General features: G+C 70.2%; 15 protein-coding genes. 9 read left to right on the top strand and 6 right to left on the bottom strand.

Features of this window, described 5'->3' with window-relative positions; all coding sequences use genetic code 11:
- Window positions 1-157: 157 nt before the first annotated feature.
- Window positions 158-385 (bottom strand): hypothetical protein, encoded by a 228-nt coding sequence (locus tag ASF88_RS01365; RefSeq protein WP_055913202.1) that lies wholly within the window; start codon window positions 383-385, stop codon window positions 158-160.
- 186 nt (window positions 386-571) lie between these two features.
- Here ASF88_RS01365 and ASF88_RS01360 point away from each other — a divergent pair, with 186 nt between their 5' ends.
- The 5 genes from ASF88_RS01360 (at window position 572) to ASF88_RS01345 (ending at window position 5,625) form a co-directional block, all read left to right on the top strand.
- Window positions 572-1,219 carry a hypothetical protein gene (locus ASF88_RS01360; RefSeq protein ID WP_055913199.1) on the top strand — a complete coding sequence of 216 codons (648 nt, stop codon included), beginning with the start codon at window positions 572-574 and terminating at the stop codon, window positions 1,217-1,219.
- Window positions 1,220-1,250: 31 nt separating this feature from the next.
- Entirely contained in the window at window positions 1,251-1,409 is a 159-nt protein-coding gene (locus ASF88_RS20770; RefSeq protein WP_200935211.1) for a hypothetical protein, read from the top strand.
- Between the two features lie 97 nt (window positions 1,410-1,506).
- The gene (gene mgrA, locus ASF88_RS01355) at window positions 1,507-2,544 is read left to right on the top strand and encodes an L-glyceraldehyde 3-phosphate reductase (protein ID WP_055913196.1); all 1,038 of its coding nucleotides are present in this window, start codon (window positions 1,507-1,509) and stop codon (window positions 2,542-2,544) included.
- Between the two features lie 337 nt (window positions 2,545-2,881).
- Window positions 2,882-4,459 (top strand): hypothetical protein, encoded by a 1,578-nt coding sequence (locus tag ASF88_RS01350; RefSeq protein ID WP_055913193.1) that lies wholly within the window; start codon window positions 2,882-2,884, stop codon window positions 4,457-4,459.
- Between the two features lie 71 nt (window positions 4,460-4,530).
- A complete protein-coding gene (locus ASF88_RS01345; RefSeq protein WP_157498143.1) occupies window positions 4,531-5,625 on the top strand; it encodes a hypothetical protein in 1,095 nt (364 codons plus the stop codon).
- 21 nt (window positions 5,626-5,646) lie between these two features.
- On the opposite strand, the gene ASF88_RS01340 is transcribed toward ASF88_RS01345, so the two are convergent.
- Window positions 5,647-6,351: an SOS response-associated peptidase gene (locus ASF88_RS01340; protein WP_082518675.1), complete on the bottom strand. Its 705-nt coding sequence runs from the start codon at window positions 6,349-6,351 to the stop codon at window positions 5,647-5,649.
- Window positions 6,352-6,756: 405 nt separating this feature from the next.
- Here ASF88_RS01340 and ASF88_RS01335 point away from each other — a divergent pair, with 405 nt between their 5' ends.
- From ASF88_RS01335 to ASF88_RS01320, 4 genes are all read left to right on the top strand, one after another.
- On the top strand, window positions 6,757-8,283 hold the full coding sequence (locus tag ASF88_RS01335) for a sugar transferase (RefSeq protein ID WP_055913190.1): 1,527 nt from the start codon (window positions 6,757-6,759) through the stop codon (window positions 8,281-8,283).
- Window positions 8,284-8,349: 66 nt separating this feature from the next.
- On the top strand, window positions 8,350-13,068 hold the full coding sequence (locus tag ASF88_RS01330) for a PKD domain-containing protein (protein ID WP_055913187.1): 4,719 nt from the start codon (window positions 8,350-8,352) through the stop codon (window positions 13,066-13,068).
- Window positions 13,065-14,300 (top strand): glycosyltransferase family 4 protein, encoded by a 1,236-nt coding sequence (locus tag ASF88_RS01325; RefSeq protein WP_082518674.1) that lies wholly within the window; start codon window positions 13,065-13,067, stop codon window positions 14,298-14,300. The genes ASF88_RS01330 and ASF88_RS01325 overlap by 4 nt, the downstream gene beginning before the upstream one ends.
- Window positions 14,301-14,317: 17 nt before the next feature.
- Window positions 14,318-15,649: a hypothetical protein gene (locus ASF88_RS01320; RefSeq protein ID WP_235493227.1), complete on the top strand. Its 1,332-nt coding sequence runs from the start codon at window positions 14,318-14,320 to the stop codon at window positions 15,647-15,649.
- A 23-nt stretch (window positions 15,650-15,672) separates the two neighbouring features.
- On the opposite strand, the gene ASF88_RS01315 is transcribed toward ASF88_RS01320, so the two are convergent.
- The 4 genes from ASF88_RS01315 to ASF88_RS01300 all read right to left on the bottom strand — a co-directional run bounded on the left by ASF88_RS01315 (window position 15,673) and on the right by ASF88_RS01300 (window position 20,135).
- Complete coding sequence (locus tag ASF88_RS01315) at window positions 15,673-17,262, bottom strand: polysaccharide biosynthesis tyrosine autokinase (protein WP_082518673.1); 1,590 nt, start codon at window positions 17,260-17,262, stop codon at window positions 15,673-15,675.
- A gap of 115 nt (window positions 17,263-17,377) precedes the next feature.
- Window positions 17,378-18,112 (bottom strand): hypothetical protein, encoded by a 735-nt coding sequence (locus tag ASF88_RS01310; RefSeq protein ID WP_055913184.1) that lies wholly within the window; start codon window positions 18,110-18,112, stop codon window positions 17,378-17,380.
- The gene (locus tag ASF88_RS01305) at window positions 18,109-18,879 is read right to left on the bottom strand and encodes a CDP-alcohol phosphatidyltransferase family protein (RefSeq protein ID WP_055913181.1); all 771 of its coding nucleotides are present in this window, start codon (window positions 18,877-18,879) and stop codon (window positions 18,109-18,111) included. The genes ASF88_RS01310 and ASF88_RS01305 overlap by 4 nt, the downstream gene beginning before the upstream one ends.
- A complete protein-coding gene (locus ASF88_RS01300) occupies window positions 18,876-20,135 on the bottom strand; it encodes a DUF1972 domain-containing protein (RefSeq protein WP_082518672.1) in 1,260 nt (419 codons plus the stop codon). The genes ASF88_RS01305 and ASF88_RS01300 overlap by 4 nt, the downstream gene beginning before the upstream one ends.
- Window positions 20,136-20,170: the final 35 nt, after the last annotated feature.

Here is a 20,170-nt window from a genome sequence, read left to right as displayed (position 1 = left end):
CCGGATGATGTCGTCGCCCATTCCCCGCGCTCGACGGCTGGAGGCACGGTGCGCCCGGCGGTACTGTGGTGGTCCCTGTAGCTACGGGTATGGGGAACAATGCCAGAGCCCGTCCGAGCGATCGGGCGGGCTCTGGTCTACTCGGCTCTACGCGGCTCTACTCGTCACGGGCGTCCGGCCGATCGAACTCATCGAGCTGATCGATGCCCTGCGGCTCCTCGATCTCCACCTCGACGCCGCCCTCGGCCTGGTCGCCGCCCTCCGCCTCGTCGCCGCCCTCCCGGTCGCCGCGGAACGCGCCGGTGCCCTCGTCGAGCGTGCCCTCGCCGTCGGGGTAGCCGGCCTCGTCGGGGTATTCGACGCCTCCGGTGTTCGAGATGTCCATGGGTCTCCCTCCGTCTGCTGACGATCCTGCAACACGGCCGAGGCGGCGCGCCAGAGCCACGATCGACGCGGGTGACGAACGAGTCGCGCCGCAGGTGAATCGGGGGTGATTCTCACGGTTTCCGGTACCCGGATCGCGCTCTGTGGAGGGACACTCTCTGACAACCCACACCTCCCGGAGCCCGCCATGCGCACCAGCACCCTCGTCCCGGTCGTCGCCGGCCTCGTCGCGCTCGCCGGCGTCGCCCTCGCCGCCGGACCGACGTACAGCGCGGGCGCCGGCGTCGATGCGGGGATGGCGCCCTCGCTCGACCTGGTGACGATCGACAGCCGCGGCATCGTGAACCGATCGCATGGCGACGCGGCGTTCCTCCCGCTCGGCGACGACGATCGGTACGCACCCGGGCGCGCGTTCCACCTGAACGTCGGTGTCGCCGACAACGATCCCGACACGGGCGCCGCCGTGACCCTGGCCGTCCTCCCGATGGACGTCGCGGGCACCGGTCAGGTCGGCGCCTCGCCGAACCTCACGCCGTTCCTGCTGGTGACGGTGGTCGACGAGACGACCGGGCAGGTGCTGGTCGGCGGCAGCGCGACCGATCCGAGCCGGGGCGTGGAGGTCGCCGACGCGTCAAGCCTCCTGAACCGTCTCGAGCCCCGCGACGCCGACCCGCTGCCGGAGGGCTCGCGCTGGATCCCGGGGGCCTCGGGAAACCGGCACGACCTCGACGTCACGATCTACTGCCCGGATACCCCGGCCGTGCGGGCGCTGGCGAACGGCCGGTCCGACCTCGACCTGATGGTCTACGGGACCGGAGCCCCCTCACCCCATTGACGAGGTCGCTCGAACGGCGTTCGGTAGTGGCATGGTTGCTCTCATCATCATCCTGCTCGTGATCTGGCTCATCCTCGCGATCCTCGGGTTCGCCGTGAAGGGCCTGCTGTGGCTGGCGATCCTCGGCATCGTGTTCTTCGTCATCACGGCGATCGTGGGCTGGTTGCGCCGACGCGCCTCGCGCAGCTGACCCCGCAGGGGCGTTCGGCCGATTCATCCGTGCGGGGGCACAATCGCATCGGCCTGCGCTATTGGACGAAGAGGCGCGCACCGGGGAGGCTGGTGGCATGACCTACGTACCGAACCCGTCCCGCTACGACCGGATGCCGTATCGCCGCACCGGCCGTAGCGGCCTGGACCTCCCCGCGCTGTCTCTCGGCCTCTGGCACAACTTCGGCGACGACCGTCCCTTCGAGACCCAGCGCGCCATCGTCCGACGCGCCTTCGACCTCGGTGTCACCCACTTCGATCTCGCCAACAACTACGGGCCTCCGTACGGCGCCGCCGAGATCAACTTCGGCCGCATCCTCCACGAAGACCTCCGCCCGTACCGCGACGAGCTGATCGTGTCGTCGAAGGCCGGCTGGGACATGTGGCCGGGGCCGTACGGCCAGGGTGGAGGCAGCCGCAAGTACATGCTCGCCAGCCTCGACCAGTCGCTCACCCGGCTCGGGCTCGACTACGTCGACATCTTCTATTCGCACCGGCCCGACCCCAGCACCCCGCTGGAGGAGACGATGCAGGCGCTCGACACCGCCGTGCGCAGCGGCAAGGCGCTCTACGTGGGCATCTCGTCGTACGGTGCGGAGGAGACCCGCCGCGCCGCGGAGATCCTGGGCGAACTGGGCACCCCGCTCCTCATCCACCAGCCGTCGTACTCGATGCTCAACCGGTGGATCGAGACCGAGGGGCTGCTGGAGGCCGCAGGCGAGCTCGGCGTCGGCGTCATCGGCTTCACGGCGCTGGCCCAGGGGATGCTGACCGGCAAGTACCTCGACGGCATCCCGGAGGGCTCGCGTGCCGCCGCGGGGACGTCCTTCGACGCGAGCTGGCTCACCGCTGACGCGGTCGAGCGGCTGCGCGGGCTCGACGCGATCGCCTCCTCCCGCGGGCAGACGCTCGCGCAACTCGCGCTCGCGTGGGCTCTGCGCGATCCGCGCGTGACGTCGCTGGTGATCGGCGCCAGCAGCGTCTCCCAGCTGGAGCAGAACATCGGGGCGCTCGACAACCTCGAGTTCTCGGCCGAGGAGCTCGCGGCGATCGACGGGTTCGCCGTCGACGCCGGCGTCGACCTCTGGGCCGGCGCCCGCCGCGGCGAGGTCTGAGTACGCACCTCGGCTACCACCTCTCCGATCGCACGTAAATCCCCTCCCCCGAGTGCGCGGGCGCACGTACCGTGGTGCCATCACGTCGGATGCGGCGTCGCGTGGATCACGGACACGGCGTCTTCCCGATGTGTGTGGGGCGGATCCCGGGCGGCGGGCTTCGAGCCGGCCTCCCGGGGTCCGAGTATTCGACGATGCGGTGAACTCCGGGCCACTGGTGGGTGAAATATCCGTAGATTATGTGTTTCCGCAGTCCTTCCCCAGGGAGTCCCCGGAGTCGTCTGATTGGCTGGATGCCGTTCAGGTATGCGAGGCGAGATCGGGGGATGCGACTTCGATGGCAGTGAGCACGCAGGCCGCGAGCGATCGCCAGGTCGGCACCCAACCCTTCCGGGCGGTCCGTCCGTGGACCCTCGCGATCACCTTCGGTCTCGTCGCGACGATCGTGTGCGCCGCCGGCAGCTGGATCCCGTCGCTCTGGGGCGACGAGGCCACGACGCTTCTGTCCGCGAGGCGCCCCGTCACCACGCTCCTGCCGATGCTCTTCCACGTCGACGCCGTGCACGGCCTCTACTATCTCGGCATGCACGGCTGGATCCGGCTGGTGGGCGAGAGCCCGTTCGCTCTGCGGTTCCCGAGCGCGGTCGCGATCGGCTTCGCGGTCGCGGCGGTCACCCTGCTCGCGGGGCGTCGTGGAGGCCCGAGGGCCGCCGTCGTGGCCGGCATCGTCGCGTGCGTCCTCCCGAGGATGACGTACGCCGGCGAGGAGGCGCGGTCGTTCGCCTTCACCGCTGCGGCCGCGGCGTGGCTGACGGTGCTGCTGCTCTGGCTGGTCGATGGTGGCGGACGAACAGCTCCCGCCTCCGTGCGCCGCAGCTGCTGGGCCGTCTACGCCGCCGGGCTGGCGCTCACCTCGTACCTCTTCCTCTACACCGCGTCGATCGCGGTCGCGCACATCGGCATCCTGCTCCTCTCGCGGGCCTCCCGCCCGGCGCTGCGCTCCTGGGCCGTGGCGACCGGCTGCGCGCTCCTCGCTCTCGCCCCGCTCGTGCTGCTCGCCTACTTCGAGCGCAGCCAGATCAGCTACCTGGGCAATCAGGCCCTCGACCCCTCCACCCTGGTGTGGATGCCGTGGTTCGGCAACGTCTGGGTCGCGATCGCGGCCTGGGCGTGCATCGCGCTCGCGGTCGGCGCGGCTGCCCACGCCCGGTGGGGCAGGGCCGGGCGGGAGGCGGCACAGGGGGCGTCGCTGTCGGTCTCGGCCACGCTGGTGGGCGCGTGCTGGCTGATCCTGCCGACCGGCACCCTGCTCCTGATCAATCTGGTCTTCCCGATGTACGCGGCGCGGTACTCCACGTTCGCCGCTCCCGCGGCCGCCCTGCTCGTCGCCGAAGGACTCCTCGTGCTCGGTCGCCTCGTCTCGCGCCGTGCCGGGGTTCCCGCCGTCGCCGTGACCGGGGCCGGCCTGCTCGCCTTCGTCGCCGTCTGCACTCCCGTCTACCTGTCGCAGCGCGGCCCGTACTCCAAGAACAACTCCGACTGGGCGGAGGTCAGCGCAGCGATGGGCACGGCCGCGCAGCCCGGCGACGCGGTGGTCTTCGACGAGTCCACCAAACCGTCGCAGCGCCCGCGGCTCGCGATGCGCACCTACCCGGCCGGCTTCACCGCGGTCAGCGACCCCACCCTCCGCACGCCGTACGACCGCAACATCGGCTGGGCCGATCGCGTCTACGCGATCCCGACGGCCGCTGAGCTCGGCCGCTTCGACAGTGTGCGGCGGGTCTGGCTCGTCGAGAACGACGTGGACGGCAGCCTCGACCATTACGGGCTCGCCGAGTTGCAGGCTCTGGGCTTCGAGGAGACCGGGCGCAGCATCCCGACCCACCGGACGATGCTCATCGAGCTGACCCGTTGACTCTCGCGCCGATTGACTCCCGCGCCGACGCCCTCTCGGCAGGGCAGGGCGGTCGAGCTTAAGCTCGGACCATGAACACCGCGGTGTCGCAGGACGGTCTCGGCGAACACCGGGCCGCCGAGCGGATCTCCCGCCGCCTGCAGGCCGCGTCCGTCGAGTCGCTCGCGCTCGGCATGGGAGCGCTCGCGTTCGTCGCCGTCGGGGTGGTGGCGTTCGTCGTCTTCGCCGGTCACGATCTCTCGATCGCCGGTGCGGGCTCGGTCGGCCAGTTCGCGGCGATCGCCTGCTGCATCGTGGCTCTCGCCGCCTACGGCGCCGGCCGCGTTGCGACCTGGAGCATCCCGTGGTTCAGCCGCCCCAGGGAGCACCGATCGCGGCTCGGCGAGGCCGTCGAGGTGTTCGACTCGCTCGCGATCTCGGTCGCACACGCTGTGGTCGTGCTGCTGCTCTGGACGGTGCTGAGCGACGTACTCTCGCGCAGCTTCCAGGACGCGCAGGTGTTCGCCCTCCCGGCCACCCTGCTCGTCGGCACGGCGGCGGCGGTCACCGGCTACTACGTGTTCCTGTCGGCGGCCAACATGAATCCGCTGCTGCTGTCGGCCGTGCTCGCGGTCTTCCTGGTCGTGGGGGCTCTGACGAGCATGCTCACGGCCTCCAACCCGCACTGGTGGAAGCAGAACCTCAGCGTGCTCGGCATCAGCGACGACTGGTCGTCGGCGACGTTCAACATCACGGTGATCGTGGGAGGCGTCATCGTGACGGCCATCGCCCGGTACGCCACCGACAGCGGCAGCCTCGAGCGGCGCCCGACCCGCGGCGAGCTGCAGGTGCGCACCGGGCTCATCATCGTCGGTGCGATGCTCGCGTGCGTCGGCCTGTTCCCCGTCGACCGCTTCTTCGTGCTGCACAACACCGCCGCGACCGGGATGGCCGTCGTCTTCTGCATCCTCGCCGTCGGGATCCGCTGGATGATGCCGCACCTCCCGCGCACGTTCTACGTGCTCGGCTGGGTGTTCATGGCCGTCATCGTGCTGGTGGCCCTGTTCTTCGCGGTGGGCTACTACAACCTGACCGCGGTGGAGCTGGTCGCGGCCGTGCTGATCTTCAGCTGGATCATCGTGTTCCTGCGGATCACGGAGGCGGCCAGCGGAGACCGGGCGGCGTGAGCGAGTGCGTCGCCGGGGGGTTCACACCGGCTGGATGAGTTCCGGCCCGTCGCCGACGACGGGGCCGACTCGGTCGAACACCAAGGCGTCCGCGACCGGCAGCGCCGCGCGCACGGCCTCGTCGACGAGCGCCTGATCGCCGACCACCGTCGGGTCGACCCAGTGGTCCCAGAGCTCGCGCGGCAGCGGCACGGGGTTGCGGTCGTGGATGTCGGACAGGGTCTGAACGGCGTCCGAGGTGAGGATGGTCGCCGTGAGGTGCCAGCGCTCGGGGTCGTCGCGCGAGAGCGCCGGGTCGGCCCACCAGGCGTACAGGCCGGCGAAGCCGAGCAGCTCGCCGTCGGCCGAGTGGATGAAGTACGGCGTCTTCTTCTTGGTCTCGGGGTCGGTCTGCCACTCGTAATAGCCACGGGCCGGGATGATCGCGCGCCGGGAGGCGACGGAAGCCTTGAACATCGGCTTCTCGGCGGCGGTCTCCGCGCGGGCGTTGAAAGTCGGAACCTTGGTCTTCAGCTCTTTGGACCACGAGGGGACGAGCGACCAGCGGGCGAGCTCGAGCCGTCGCACGCTCGGCTCGTCTGCCTTCTTGCTCTCGAGGAACACGGGGATGGGATCGGTCGGCGCGATGTTCCAGCTCGGCCGCCAGTCGCGGAAGTCCCCGCCCTCGGCCACGAACTCCTGGATCATGTCGTCGGTCTCTTTGTCCAACGCGAAGCGTCCGCACATGCCGCTAGCTTAGGCGCGACCTCCGACGCCGTGTCCGGGGGGCGCTCATTCGCGCGCACCCCCCAAATGCGGGGAGCGCCATCCTGAGAAAACGATGTATTCTCACCTTTGTGAATTGGTGAGGAACAATCACTTTATTGCAGGAGAACAACCCGAAGCCCGCACGGAGCGACCTCACCGGTGCACACCACCCGAAAACGCACCAACCCGAACCCAGGGACGACCCGTGAACCCGACACGATCGCACCGAGCGCCTCACGCACTCGACCCCATCCGGGGTGCCCGGCGCCTGACGGGCACGGGCCGTCCCTCGCGGAACGGAGTCGGCGGCGGTGAATCCGTTCGAGACCACGGTTTCCCCCAAGCCGCCGTCGGCTCTTCCACACTCCGGACGGAGGACCCACGATGACCGTCCTCCGCCCGCGCCTGGCGACACTGGCCCACAACGGCCACAGCCACGTCCGCCAGCTCACTTCGGAGCGCAGCTGGGCGCGGCACTACCGCTTCCGCCTGATCGCGACCGACACGCTCATCATCCTGGCGAGCACCATCGGCGCGATCTTCGTGCGCTTCGGCTTCGAGGACACCCCCAGCACGGCAGGCGAAGGCCTGCGGATCGACTACGTGACGGTGTCGCTCGTGATCGCCCTGACCTGGATGTTCACGCTCGCGGCCTACCACACCCGCGACTCCCGGGTCGTCGGCGTCGGGGTCATCGAGTACCGGAGGGTGGTCGCCGCGACCGCCATCACCTTCGGCCTCCTCGCCATCTTCTTCCTGGTCGGCAAGGTCGACATCGCCCGCGGCTACTTCGTGCTCGCCCTCCCGCTCGGCATGGGCGGCGTGCTGTTCTCGCGGTGGCTGTGGCGGCACTGGCTGATCAGGCAGCGCTCGTTCGACCACTATCTCTCGCGGGCCCTCGTCGTCGGCCGATACGACGACGTCGACACCGTCGTGCGCCAGATCCACCAGAAGTCGGGAGCGGCCTACAACGTCGTGGGTGCCGCTCTCGACACGGGGAAGCGGAAAGGCGCCAAGAAGGATGCGGAGCTGAGCCGCCGCATCGCCTCCCCTGAGAGGGAGGTGCCCGTCGTCTCGGACCTGTCGGGGGTCGCGGAGGCGGCAGCCCGGCTCGGCGCCGACACTGTGATCGTCGCCGGCCGGGCGCTCAGCGGGGGCGACTTCGTCCGCCGGCTGGCGTGGAAGCTCGAGGGCACCGCGACCGAGCTCGTGCTCGCGTCGCCGCTCACCGACATCGCCGGGCCGCGCATCCACTTCCGGCCGGTCGAGGGCCTCCCGCTCATCCACGTCGAGATCCCGCAGTTCGAGGGCGGCAAGCACGTGCTGAAGCGCGCTTTCGACTTCTTCGCCTCCGGCCTCGCGCTGATCCTGCTCGCTCCGGTCTTCCTGGCGGTAGCCATCGCCATCAAGCTCGACGACGGAGGACCGATCATCTTCTCGCAGGAGCGCGTCGGCCGCGGAGGCGAGCGATTCCGGATGCTGAAGTTCCGGTCGATGTGCGTCGACGCGGAGGCGCGGCTCGCCGCGCTCCAGGAGAAGAACGAGGGAAACGGCCTCCTCTTCAAGCTCCACGACGACCCGCGGGTGACCCACGTCGGCCGTGTGCTGCGCAAATACTCTCTCGACGAGCTGCCGCAGATCGTCAACGTCTTCCTCGGCGAGATGAGTCTCGTCGGGCCACGGCCGCCCCTCCCCGCGGAGGTCGACGGCTACGAGAACCATGTGCACAGACGCCTGTACATCAAGCCGGGGCTCACCGGGATGTGGCAGGTCAACGGACGATCGGACCTCTCCTGGCAGGAGAGCGTCCGCCTGGATCTCTACTACGTGGAGAACTGGTCGCTCACCGGCGACCTCGTCATCATGTGGCGCACCGTCAAGGTGCTGACACATCCCGTGGGGGCGTATTAGTTGCGCCCCCGGTATTCGCACCGCAATCCCGAGCACCTTCCCGACCGAACAGACACCGAGGTTGTCATGAGTACAGAGAAAGTCCCACGCGCTCGCTCGCTGGCCAGTTCTCGCAAACTAGCCTGGCTGACCGCCATCCTGACGGCCGTCGGCCTCATCTTCGGCGGGCTCGCCATCGCGCAGCCTGCCGCGGCCGACAGCAATCCCCCCGATCCCACGAACCCCTCGACCCCGCCGACCGTCACCGCCGACGTGCTGCCCACCCCGCAGATCAACGGAGTCGTCTGGTCGCAGGTGGTCGTCGGCAACACGGTCTACGTCGCGGGCAAGTTCACCTCGGCGCGGCCGGCCGGCTCGCCCGCAGGGACGAACGAGACCCCGCGCAACAACCTGCTGGCGTACGACATCACGACGGGCACTCTGCTCCCCTTCGCACCGAACCTGAACGCCCAGGCGCTCTCGATCGCGGCGTCGCCCGACGGCAGCCGCATCTACGTCGCGGGCGACTTCACGTCGATCGACGGCAAGGGCTACTACCGTCTCGCCGCGTTCTCCACGGCCACGAACACGATTGTCAGCACGTTCAAGCCGATCCTGTCGACGACGGGCCGCGCGGTCACGGCATCGAACACCGCGGCGTACGTGGGCGGTGACTTCACGACCGTCAACGGCGTCGCTCGCAAGTACCTCGCCGCGGTGAGCGCCACCGACGGCTCGACGCTCAACTGGCAGGCGGACGCCGACGACTCGGTCTACGCCACGGCTCTGACCAAGGACGGCTCCAAGGTGATCGCCGGCGGCCGGTTCCAGAACGTGGGAGGCCTCGCCAACTACGGTCTCGTCGCGGTCGACGCCAGCACTGCAGCGATCCTGCCGTTCGCGGCCAACCAGACCGTGCGCGACGCCGGGTCGCAGGCGAGCATCTACTCGCTGGCCACGACCAACGACCGCGTCTACGGCTCCGGCTATGTGTTCGGTTCGGGAGGCAACCTCGAAGGCAGCTTCTCGGCCGATCCGAACACGGGCGCGATCAACTGGATCGAGGACTGCCACGGCGACACGTACTCCGTGTTCCCGCAGGCGGACAACGCGCTCTACATCGCCGGGCACATCCACTACTGCGGCAACATCGGCGGCTTCCCGCAGACCAGCCCGACGTGGACGTTCCACCACTCGCTCGCGTTCAGCAAGGCGGCGACGGGCACGATCACGAACGACCCGTACGGCTACTTCAACTGGGCGGGCAACCCCTCCCCGTCGCTGCTGGACTGGTTCCCCGACTGGACGACCGGCACCTTCACCGGCCAGGGCCAGGCGACCTGGAGCGTCAACGGAAACAGCAAGTACGTCGTCTACGGCGGCGAGTTCCCGTCGGTGAACGGTGTCGCGACGCAAGGCCTCGCGCGGTTCGCTCTGACGAGCTCCGCGCCGAACAAGGTCGGGCCCATGGGCATCCCGCTCACGCCGACGGCGGCCTCCTTCAACGCCGGCCAGGTGCGCGTCAGCTTCGCGGCCACGTACGACCGCGACAACGGCTACCTCACCTACAAGGTCTACCGCGACGCCGGCACCACCCCGGTCTACCAGACCACCGTGCACTCGAACTTCTACACGCGGCCGATCATCGGGTTCGTTGATTCCGGGCTGACGCCCGGGAGCCACCCGGTTTACCACGTGAAGGTGTACGACCCGGTCGGCAACATGACGTCCCGTGACACCAACGCGGTGACCGTCGCCGCCACGAGCAGCGGAGGCGCCTACTCCGACTCGGTGAACCAGGCGGGTGCGACGTCGTACTGGCCGTTCGACGAGTCCAGCGGGACCACGGCGCTCGACCACATCGGGTTCACCGATCTGACCGAGACCGCCGTCACGCAGGGAGCCGCCGGACCGATCAGCGGGGTCACCGCGAGCACCTTCAACGGCTCGACCAGCCTCGCCGTCACGCCGACCGCGATCGCCGGCCCGAACACCTTCACGGTGTCCGCATGGTTCCGCACGACGTCGACGAGCGGAGGCAAGATCCTCGGCTTCGGCAACGCCAACACCGGTACCTCCGGAAGCTACGACCGTCACATCTACATGGACAACGCCGGGCGCATCTTCTTCGGTGTCTACCCGGGCGGTGTGGCGACCCTGAACACCGCTCCCGGATACAACGACGGCCAGTGGCATCAGGTGACGGCGTCGCTCGGCGCCAACGGAATGCGCCTGTACCTCGACGGCAAGCCGGCGGGAGCGCGCACCGACGTCACGGTCGGGCAGCCGTACACGGGCTACTGGCGGATCGGCGGAGACAACCTGGGCGGATGGCCGAACCAGCCGTCGAGCAACTTCTTCGCCGGTGACATCGGCCAGGTGTCGATGTACCCGACAGTGCTCGACAAGATGACGGTCGCCAACCAGTACGTCGCCTCCGGGCGCCCGTCGCCGCTGAACCCGGCTCCGGCCGACGCCTATGGCAAGGCCGTCTACAACGCCGGGCCGGACATCTACTGGCGGCTCGACGAGACCTCCGGCAGCACGGCCCTCGCCTCCGACCCGTACGGCACGACCGGGACCTACTCCGGCACGGCGACGACTCAAGGCGTCGCGGGTGTGCTGAACGGCGGCACCGACAACGCGGTGAGGTTCAACACCAACTCCAACGGGTCGTCCGGCGGAGTGGTGGCGAGCACGGTGCCGGCCACGAACCCGACGGTCTACACCGAGTCGATCTGGTTCAAGACCAACACCACGCACGGCGGCAAGCTGATCGGCTTCGGCGACCAGCAGACCGGCCTGTCGAGCAACTACGACCGTCACATCTACATGCAGGACGACGGCCGCATCGTGTTCGGCGTCTGGACCGGCCAGACCAACACCATCACCTCGCCCAACCCGCTGAACGACAACAGCTGGCACCAGGCGGTGGCGACCCAGGGACCGGACGGCATGAAGCTGTACGTCGACGGTCAGCTGATCGGCACCAACCCGCAGACGCAGGCGCAGTCGTACACCGGCTACTGGCGCATCGGCGGGGACAACACCTGGGGCTCCACCGGGCCGTACTTCAACGGCACCCTGGACGAGGCGGCGGTCTACTCGACCGTCCTCTCGGCACAGGACGTCGCCAACCAGTACAGCCTGGGGACGTCGGGTACACTGCCCAACCAGCCTCCGGTGGCCTCCTTCACCAAGACCGCGTCGCAGCTGACGGTGAACGTCGACGGATCGGCCTCGTCCGACCCGGACGGCACCATCGCCTCCTACGCGTGGGACTTCGGTGACGGATCGCTCGCGACAGGCCCGACGGCCAGCCACACCTACCTGCAGGGCGGCAGCTACAACGTCACCCTCACGGTGACCGACAACCAGGGAGCGACCAACACGACCAGCCAGGGCGTGAGCGTCGTCGCACCGCCGCCGAACCAGCCTCCGGTGGCCGCGTTCACCTCGAGCTCGACCTACCTCGCGGCCTCGTTCGACGGAACCACGTCGTCCGATCCCGACGGAACGGTCGCCTCGTGGGCCTGGGACTTCGGAGACGGCTCCACGGGAACGGGCTCCACTGCCACCCACACCTACGCTTCGGCCGGCACGTTCCAGGTCAAGCTCACGGTGACGGATGACAAGGGCGCCCAGACCAGCGTGACCAACCCGATCACGGTGGTGGCCAACCAGCCCCCGGTGGCCGCGTTCACGTCCTCGGCGACCAACCTGGCCGCGACGTTCAATGGCACGACCTCGTCCGACCCGGACGGCACCGTGGCCTCCTACGCCTGGGACTTCGGTGACGGAGCGACGGGCACGGGAGCGACGGCGAGCCACACGTACGCCACGGCGGGAACCTTCACCGTGACGCTCACCGTGACGGACAACGCCGGCGCGACCAACCAGGTCCAGCACCAGGTCACCACGACCCTGCCGCCGAACCAGCCGCCGGTCGCCTCGTTCACCGCCACCCCGGCGGGGCTGGGAGTCGCGGTCAACGGCAGCGCGTCGAGCGACCCTGACGGCACCGTCGCCTCCTACGCCTGGAACTTCGGCGACGGAGGAACGGCGACCGGAGCCACGGCGAACCACACCTACGCGACGTCCGGCACCTACACGGTCACCCTGACCGTGACGGACAACCAGGGTGCGACGGCGACGGCCACCAAGTCGGTGACGGTCACCAGCGCCCTCGCGCAGGACGCGTTCGAGCGGTCGACCCCCAACGGCTGGGGCAACGCCGACACCGGCGGGGCGTGGACGCTCTCGGGCGGCGCGACCAGCTTCAGCACCGCGGGCGGGTTCGGCCAGCAGACGGTCTCGGCAGGCACGACCAAGACGGCGACCCTGCCGTCCGTCACCTCCACCCGCAGCGACCTGACGGTCACCCTCTCCGGTGACTCGGCGGCGAGCGGCGGCGGCCTCTACTACTCGGGCATCGGCAGAATGGTGGGCAGCGCCGACTACGAGGCACGGGTCTGGGTGAAGGCCGGAGGCGCGGTGCAGCTGCAACTGCTGCAGGGCTCGACGACGCTCTCGGCGGCGAACATCACGGGTCTCACCGTGGTCAACGCCACCGACCAGCTGAAGCTGCGGGTCCAGGTCTTCGGCACCTCGCCGACCACCATCCGCGCGAAGGTCTGGTCGGGCACCGGCACCGAGCCCACCGCCTGGACGCTGAGCACGACCGACTCGACTGCGGCCCTCCAGGTCGCCGGCACCGTCGGCCTCCGCTCGTACCTGTCGGGCAGCGCGACCACCACCCCGGTGGTCACGCGCTGGGACAACTTCGCGGTGGTCCCGGTACCGTGACCCGGTCGCCTCACGCGGCCATCCTCGTGGCGCACCCCGGTTCGGAGCTGTACGGCTCCGACCGGGTGCTCCTCGAGTCGGTTAGCGGACTCCTCTCCGACGGCTGGGACGTGCTGGTCACCGTCCCGGCCGACGGCCCCCTGATCGCCGAGCTGCGGCGGCGGGGGGCCAGGGTGGAGCTGTGCCCCGCCCCGGTCGTCCGCAAGAGCGTCCTCCGCCCGCGGGGGTTCGTGCGCTTCGCCGCCACGACCCTCCGCGGGCTGCGGCGCGGCGGGGCGCTGCTCCGCCGGGAGCGGCCGGCGGCGGTGTTCGTCAACACCGTGACCATCCCGCTCTGGATCGGCCTGGCGCGGCTCGCCCGCATCCCCGTCGTCGTGCATGTGCACGAGGGCGAGGGCACGGCCTCCCCGATCGTCAAGAAGGTGCTCTCGGCGCCCCTGCTGCTCGCGCAGACGGTGATCGCCAACAGCGCCTTCAGCGTGGAGGTGCTGCGCAGCGCCTACCCGTCGCTCGGCCGCCGCACGACCGTCGTCTACAACGCCGTGCCGGGCCCCGAGCACCGGCGGCCCGCCAGGGCCGTCATCGACGGAGACCTGCGGGTCACCTACATCGGACGGCTCTCGCCGCGCAAAGGCGTCGACGTCGCGATCGACGCGATCGCCGAGCTCCAGCGCCGCGGGGTGCCCGCCCGGCTCGACCTGGTCGGCGCCGTCTTCCCCGGCTACGAGTGGTACGAGCGCGACCTGCACCGCAAGGTCGACGAGAAGCGGCTGCAGTCCCGGGTCTCGTTCGTCGGCTTCCAGCCGTCGGTGTGGGACTACCTGAGCGCCGGCGACGTGGTGCTGGTGCCGTCGGTCGCCGACGAGCCGTTCGGCAACACCGCGGTGGAGGGCATCCTGAGCGGCCGCCCCGTCATCGCCAGCGCGACCAGCGGCCTGCTGGAGGCCACCGACGGGTACCGCACGGCCGTCACCGTCCGCCCGGGCGACGCCGCCTCCATCGCGGACGCCCTGCAGCGGACGGTGGAGCACTGGGCCGACGCCTCCGCCCTGCTGGACCGCGACGTGCAGGCGGCCGAGGAACGGCACAGCCCGGAGTCGTACCAGCGGCGCATCGCGGAACTCGTCCGAGCCACCGTCGGCGCGACGACCGCACCCGCGCCTAAACTGAGCCCACGCACGCCGAGCCGTCGCACGCTGAGCCGCCTGAGGCTGAGCCCGCGCGGACGCTGACCGGGAGGGGGTGCGCCGTGCTCGTACTCTCGAACGGGCCGCTGGACGCCCCTTCGGTCGACAAGACTCTGCTGATCGCCGTCGCTGTCGCGGTCGCGGTCCTGGGCTTCGTGGTGCTGCACCGGTACCCCAGACTGGCCGTGGCCTCCTGGATCGTCTCGATCTGCTTCGTGCCGATCTGGCTGGGCTTCGGAGTCGGCTTCAACGGCAACTACTACCTCCCGCCCGCGACGGCCGCGGCGTTCCTGGTCGTGGCCGCGCTGCTGCCGGTGCCCCGATTCCGATTGAGCTGGCTGGACGGCCTGATGACGCTCGTCGTCGTCTGCGCGATCTGCTCGCTGTTCACCGGCAACGCCGGCATCGCGCTCGGGGCCGCGATCCTCGTTGTCACCTATTTCGTCGCCGGCTACATCGTCGGCCGGGTGGCGCCGCTGAAGGTGGACCCGCTCTGGATCCACGGCGCGATCGCGGTCTGCTTCACGATCGTCGCGCTGCTGGCGATCGTGGAGGGGCTCACCCGCTTCAACCCGTTCGTGCTGATCAAGGCGCCGAACTCGCTGTACTCCGCCTGGGGCTCCATTCAGTCGCGGGGAGGCGTCCCCCGGGCCGAGGGCGCGTTCGGGCACTCGATCGCCCTAGGCGCGAGCCTCGCGATGGCCATCCCGATCACGCTGGCGTCGCCGTTCCGGTTCTGGATCCGCGTCGGGATGTCCCTGACGATGCTGGTCGCGACCGTCTTCACGTTCAGTCGCATCGGGATGGTGTGCGCGCTGCTCGGCGTCGTGCTCTCGATCCTGTTCATGCGCGACGCGATCTCCCGTCGCGCCAGGATCACCCTCGTCACGATCGTCATCATCGCGTCGGCCGCGCTGTTCCCGCTGGTCATCTCGGTCTTCGACGACGCCGGCTCGGAGGCCACGGACAGCGCCAACTACCGCGGCGACCTCACCCAGCTCTTCGGCACGATGAACCCGATCGGGGTGGCGAGCTCGGCCGAGAAGAACTCGGCGGGCACCCTGTACTTCGGCAACTTCCGCTCGATCGACAGCCAGCTCATCCTCACCGGGCTCACCAACGGCGTGATCGTCCTCGTCGCCGTGGTGGTGGCGCTGGTGTTCGGCATCCTGCTGGTGCTGCGCGGCAAGGCGACCGCCGCGACCGTGGCATTGGTCGCACAGATCCCGGCCTTCGCCACAGTGGCGCTCATCACGCAGTACTCGATCTTCGTGTGGTTCGTCGCCGGGCTGGCCGCGACCACCCAGCTGATGCCGGAGGCCATGAAGATCGGCGTCATCGGCATCCCGAAGCGCGCGGACGAACCCACCGCGTCGCTCGCGCCGCTGCGCTGAGACCCGCGGGGTTTGCGAAGCCGCTAGGAGGTCGTGCGCGCGGGGTCGCCCGACGACTCGGGCTCGGAGGCCGTGCCGGCTGCGGCCTCCGCGATGTCCGGCTCGTCGGCGCCGGTCGCGACCGGCTCGAGCTGCTCGCCTTCCGCCTGCTGCGGCGTCGTGCGCGGGCTCTTCGTCCGCTCCGCCGACGTCTTGGCGCCCGACTTGGCGGCCGCCTTGGCCGCCGCTTCGTGGTCGCCCGTCTTGCGGGCGGGCAGGCCGATGCGCCGCGACGGCGTCTCGGTCACGTAGTACGCCCCGCGCTGGCTGCGGTTGTGGATGCGGTTGAGCACGATGCCCAGAACCGCGGCGCCCGACTTCTCGAGAGAGTCGATCGTCTGGGCGAGCTGCTGCCTGCGCACCTGCGTCCGGTCGACCACGACCAGTGCGCCGTCGACCTGGCGCGCCAGGATGGAGGCGTCGGCGACCGAGCCGAGCGGTGCGGTGTCGATGACCACGGTGTCGTACTCGGTACGCAGCCGCGCCAACAGGTCCGCCATCTTGCGCGACGAGAGCAGTTCGCTGGGGTTCGGCGGGATCGGTCCGGCCGCGAGCACGTGGAGGTCGCCGTCGCCCCAGCTCTGCACGACCTCGTCGAACTCCGCGCGGCCGGCCAGCACGGACGTCAAGCCCGCGCCTCCGGTCAGCCCGCTGTACGACGCGATCATCGGCCGACGCAGATCGGCGTCGATCAGCAGCACGCGCTGCCCGGTCTCTGCGAGCGCCAGAGCGAGGTTCGACGAGATCATCGACTTGCCCTCGCCCGGCACGGACGAGGTGACGACGATGGCACGGTTCGGGGAGCCCAGCGTGACGAACTCGAGGTTCGAGCGGAGCTGGCGGTACGCCTCCGCACCGACCGTGAGCGGCGCATCGATGAGCACGAGACCGGGGTTGCTGCCGCGCTCGCGCGGGATGGAGCCGACGAGCGGAGCCTTGGCCACTTCCACGGCGGTCTCGGCATTGTGGACGCGCGTGTCGAACGTCTCGCGCAGCACGACGATCAGCGCGCCGATGATGAGGCCGAGCAGGAGGCCGGAGAGCACGTTGAGCCGCGTGTTGGGCGCCGACGCGAACTGCGGAACGGGCGCACGCGCGATGACGCGCACCGTCACGGTCGTCTTGCCCGTCGCGCCCTTGGGCGCGATCTGCTCGACGGTGCTGCCGAGGTTCGCGGCCACGGCGTTCGCGATGGCGGCCGCCTGCTTCGGGCTGGTGTCGGCGACCGCGATCTGCAGGATCACCGTGTTCTGCGGCGTGCTCACCGTGATCGCGTTCGCGAGCTGACTCGGCGTCTCGGCGAGCTTCAGGTCGTCGATCACGGGTTGCAGCACCGCGGGCGACTCTGCGAGCTGCGCGAACGAGAGCATCTGGTTCTGCGTGTAGGTGGCGCCCTGGCTCAGGTCGGTCGCGGTTCCGGCGAAGCTCAGCGAGAAGTACAGCGAGGAGGTCGCGGTGTAGACGGGCGTGGCCAGCTGGGAGAGGCCGTACCCGGCGATGGCCCCGACGATCGTGGCGATCACGACGACGTACCAGAACCGCCGGAACGCCTGTCCGTACTTCTTGGAGTTCATCGGAACCCCTCCCGCCCGTTGCCGGGCACCGGCCCCCTGCAGCCGGCACACGGTGTGGAAGACATCCTAGGCTCGATCCCTTCCACCTCTGCCAGTCCTTTCGTGCGGGCGGGCGTCACTTGAAGACCACGAGCTGCGCGCCCGCCTGATCGCTGAGGGTGAGGGTGACGTCGCCGGAATCGGCGGCGGGCACCGTGAAGACGTAGACGGCGGTCGCCGTCGCGCCGGGCTTCAGGGTGCCGGTGAACGGCTTCGACGCGCTGTCGCCGGCGACCGAGGAGGCCGGGGTGGAGGCCGAGCCGTAGTACGCATTGACCGTCGCGGTCGAGACCGGGAAGTCCGAGCCGGTGTCGTTGACGAGCTTCAGGGTGACCTTGACGGCCGGTCCGCTGACCTCCCCGGGGCGCGTCGCGGTGGCCGTGTAGGCCTCCACCGATGTCACGTTGGCCGTCAGGCCGCCGGGCGTCTTGACGTTCTGCGAGACTTGGGCGGTGCTCGCGACGACGCCGCCGTAGCGCGTGTCGAGCTTGCCGGTGCCCGGCTTGGCCGGCGCTGCGGTGGACGGCGCTTGGGTGGACGGGCCGCCCGTCGCGCCGGGCGTCGGCGACGGGTTCGCGGCGTCCGAGGGCCGCGGGAGCTGCGACGCCACCGGGTCGAGCGCGTTCGCGACACCCTTGCCGGGCTGCGGGGTCGCACCGTGGATGGCCGCGACGACGATCGCCGCGACGATGGCCGCTGCGACGACACTGCCGCCGGCGATGAGCCAGCCCCGCCGTCGCTTCGAACCGGCTGCGTTCCGGGAGGGCTCGGTGGGGCCCGACGCGTCCTCCGGCTCGTGTCCCTGCGTCATGATGGACTCCCTTCGGTGCGGAGCTCGCGGAACCACCTGACCGCTGCGGCCAGGAGGAAGAGTGCGGTGGCGATCACGATGAGCGTGTACACCACGAGGAAGCCGGGCAGCCAGCCCAGCAGGACGAACGAGACGCACAGCACCCCGTAGTCCATCGGCAGCACCAGGACGGCGCGCAGCCACGACGGCCGGCCGGGCAGGTCCTCCGCCAGCGGCACGGCCCCGGAGCGGCGCCGCAGCTGCTCGGTCAGAATCATCCCGAAGAAGAGCACGGACGCCACAACGGCGGAGATCAGGGGCACGACGAGCCAGCCGACGGCGACCGTGTCGTGGAGGTAGAAGCCGACCAGCAGCGCGAGCGGCATGCTGACCACCTTGGTGGCGTCGACCATGTGGTCGAGCCACTCGCCCGCCGGGCTGCTGCGCCCGGTGAGCCGGGAGAGCTGACCGTCGGCGCTGTCGAAGGCGTAGCCGACGAGCAGGAGGACCGCGACGGCGATGCCGAGGCCCCACGAGGCCGGCAGCACGATCAGGAGGACGATGGCCGCGAACGTCCAGACCGCGCTGATCGCGGTGACGGCGTTCGGCGTCAGGTGCGCCAGGTACGCCCAGGCCGTGATGTACCGGCCGAGGCGGCGGTTGACGAAGCGCGAGTAGGCGGGCGCGCTGCGGGCGGCGGGCTTCTGCGCCGCGGAAAGCCTCCGGAGCACAGCGCCGTAGGACTCCCGGGGCGCGGGAGCGGAGCCGTCGATCGCCGAGCCGCTCATGGCCGGGCCGTCTCTGCGGGAGCGGTGCCGGCGGTGGAGGCGGTAGAGGCGGTAGAGGCGGTAGAGGCGCCGCTCGCGGCGTCCGCCTTGCGCGTCCGCGAGCGTTCCGCGCCGACGCGCTGCGTCGTGAAGGGCCGGTGCGCGCGCACCTGCACGTGGTCGGCCAGGTCGTGGCAGAGGGACTCGTAGCGGTCGGCGACGTCGTCCCAGTCGTAGGCGAGGGAGCGTGCCCGCGTCTCATCGCGCAGCGCGGTGTCGTCGGCGAGCGCCTCCGCGTCCTCCAGTCGCCGCGCGAGCTCGTCCTCCGTGCCGAAGTAGGCGCCAGCCGGCCCCAGCACCTCGCGGTTGAACACGACGTCGTAGGCGATCGTCGGCGTGCCGGCGCCGATCGCGCGCAGCAGGGACGGGTTGGTGCCGCCCACCGAGTGGCCGTGCAGGTAGGTGCGGGCATTGGCGTAGAGCTGGTCGAGCAGCTGCTGGTCCCAGACGCCGCCGAGGAACCGCACGCGCTCGTCGGCGAGCGCGTGCACCCGCGCCGTGTACTCGTCGGCGTACGGGGCGGACCCGACCACCACGAGCGGCAGGGTCGCGTTGCTGCGCCGGTACCCGTCGACGATCGTGTGCACGTGGTTCTCCGGCTCGAAGCGGGCGACGACGAGGTGGTAGCCGTGCGGGGCGAGGTCCGTCGTGGCGAGGAGGTCGTCGCCGCCGGCGATGCGCGGCGCCCCGTAGGCGATGAGCCGGGTGTCGGCGTGGAACTCGTCCCGGTAGTAGTCGGCGATGCCCTGCGCATCCGCGATGAGGGCGTCCGACCAGCGCACGGCGGCCGACTCGGCCATGCGGTAGTACCGGCGGCCGGCGCCCTTCCACTTGTCGCGCCTCCACTCGAGGCCGTCGACGTGGGTGGCGACCGGGATGCGCGCCGCGCGGATCAGCGGGAGGTACGGGGAGTTCGCCGCGTTGAAGACGATGGCGACGTCGGTGCGATGGGTCATCAGGTGCGCGACGGAGAGACCGCTGTGGCTGAGCGTCTCGAGGGAGCGCCGGTGCACCGCTCCGCGGTGGACGAGCTCCATGCCGTGGTACTCCGCCGGACGGTCGGCCTCCTGCGAGCGGCAGTAGACGCGGACACGATGGCCGCGTTCGGCGAGCCGGGTGCCGACTTCGTCGACGCAGGTCTCGAACCCGCCGTAGCGGGCCGGCACCCCGCGCGTTCCCACTAGCGCGATGCTGAGCTCAGTTCCCCCACTGTGCATCGGACTTCTCTCGTTCTCGTCGGTCGTCTCGGGTG

It is taken from the genome of Leifsonia sp. Leaf336, assembly GCF_001423695.1.
GTDB lineage: Bacteria > Actinomycetota > Actinomycetes > Actinomycetales > Microbacteriaceae > Leifsonia.
Note: the sequence above shows the minus strand (reverse complement) of the source record. Positions and strands in the feature narration are given on the sequence as shown.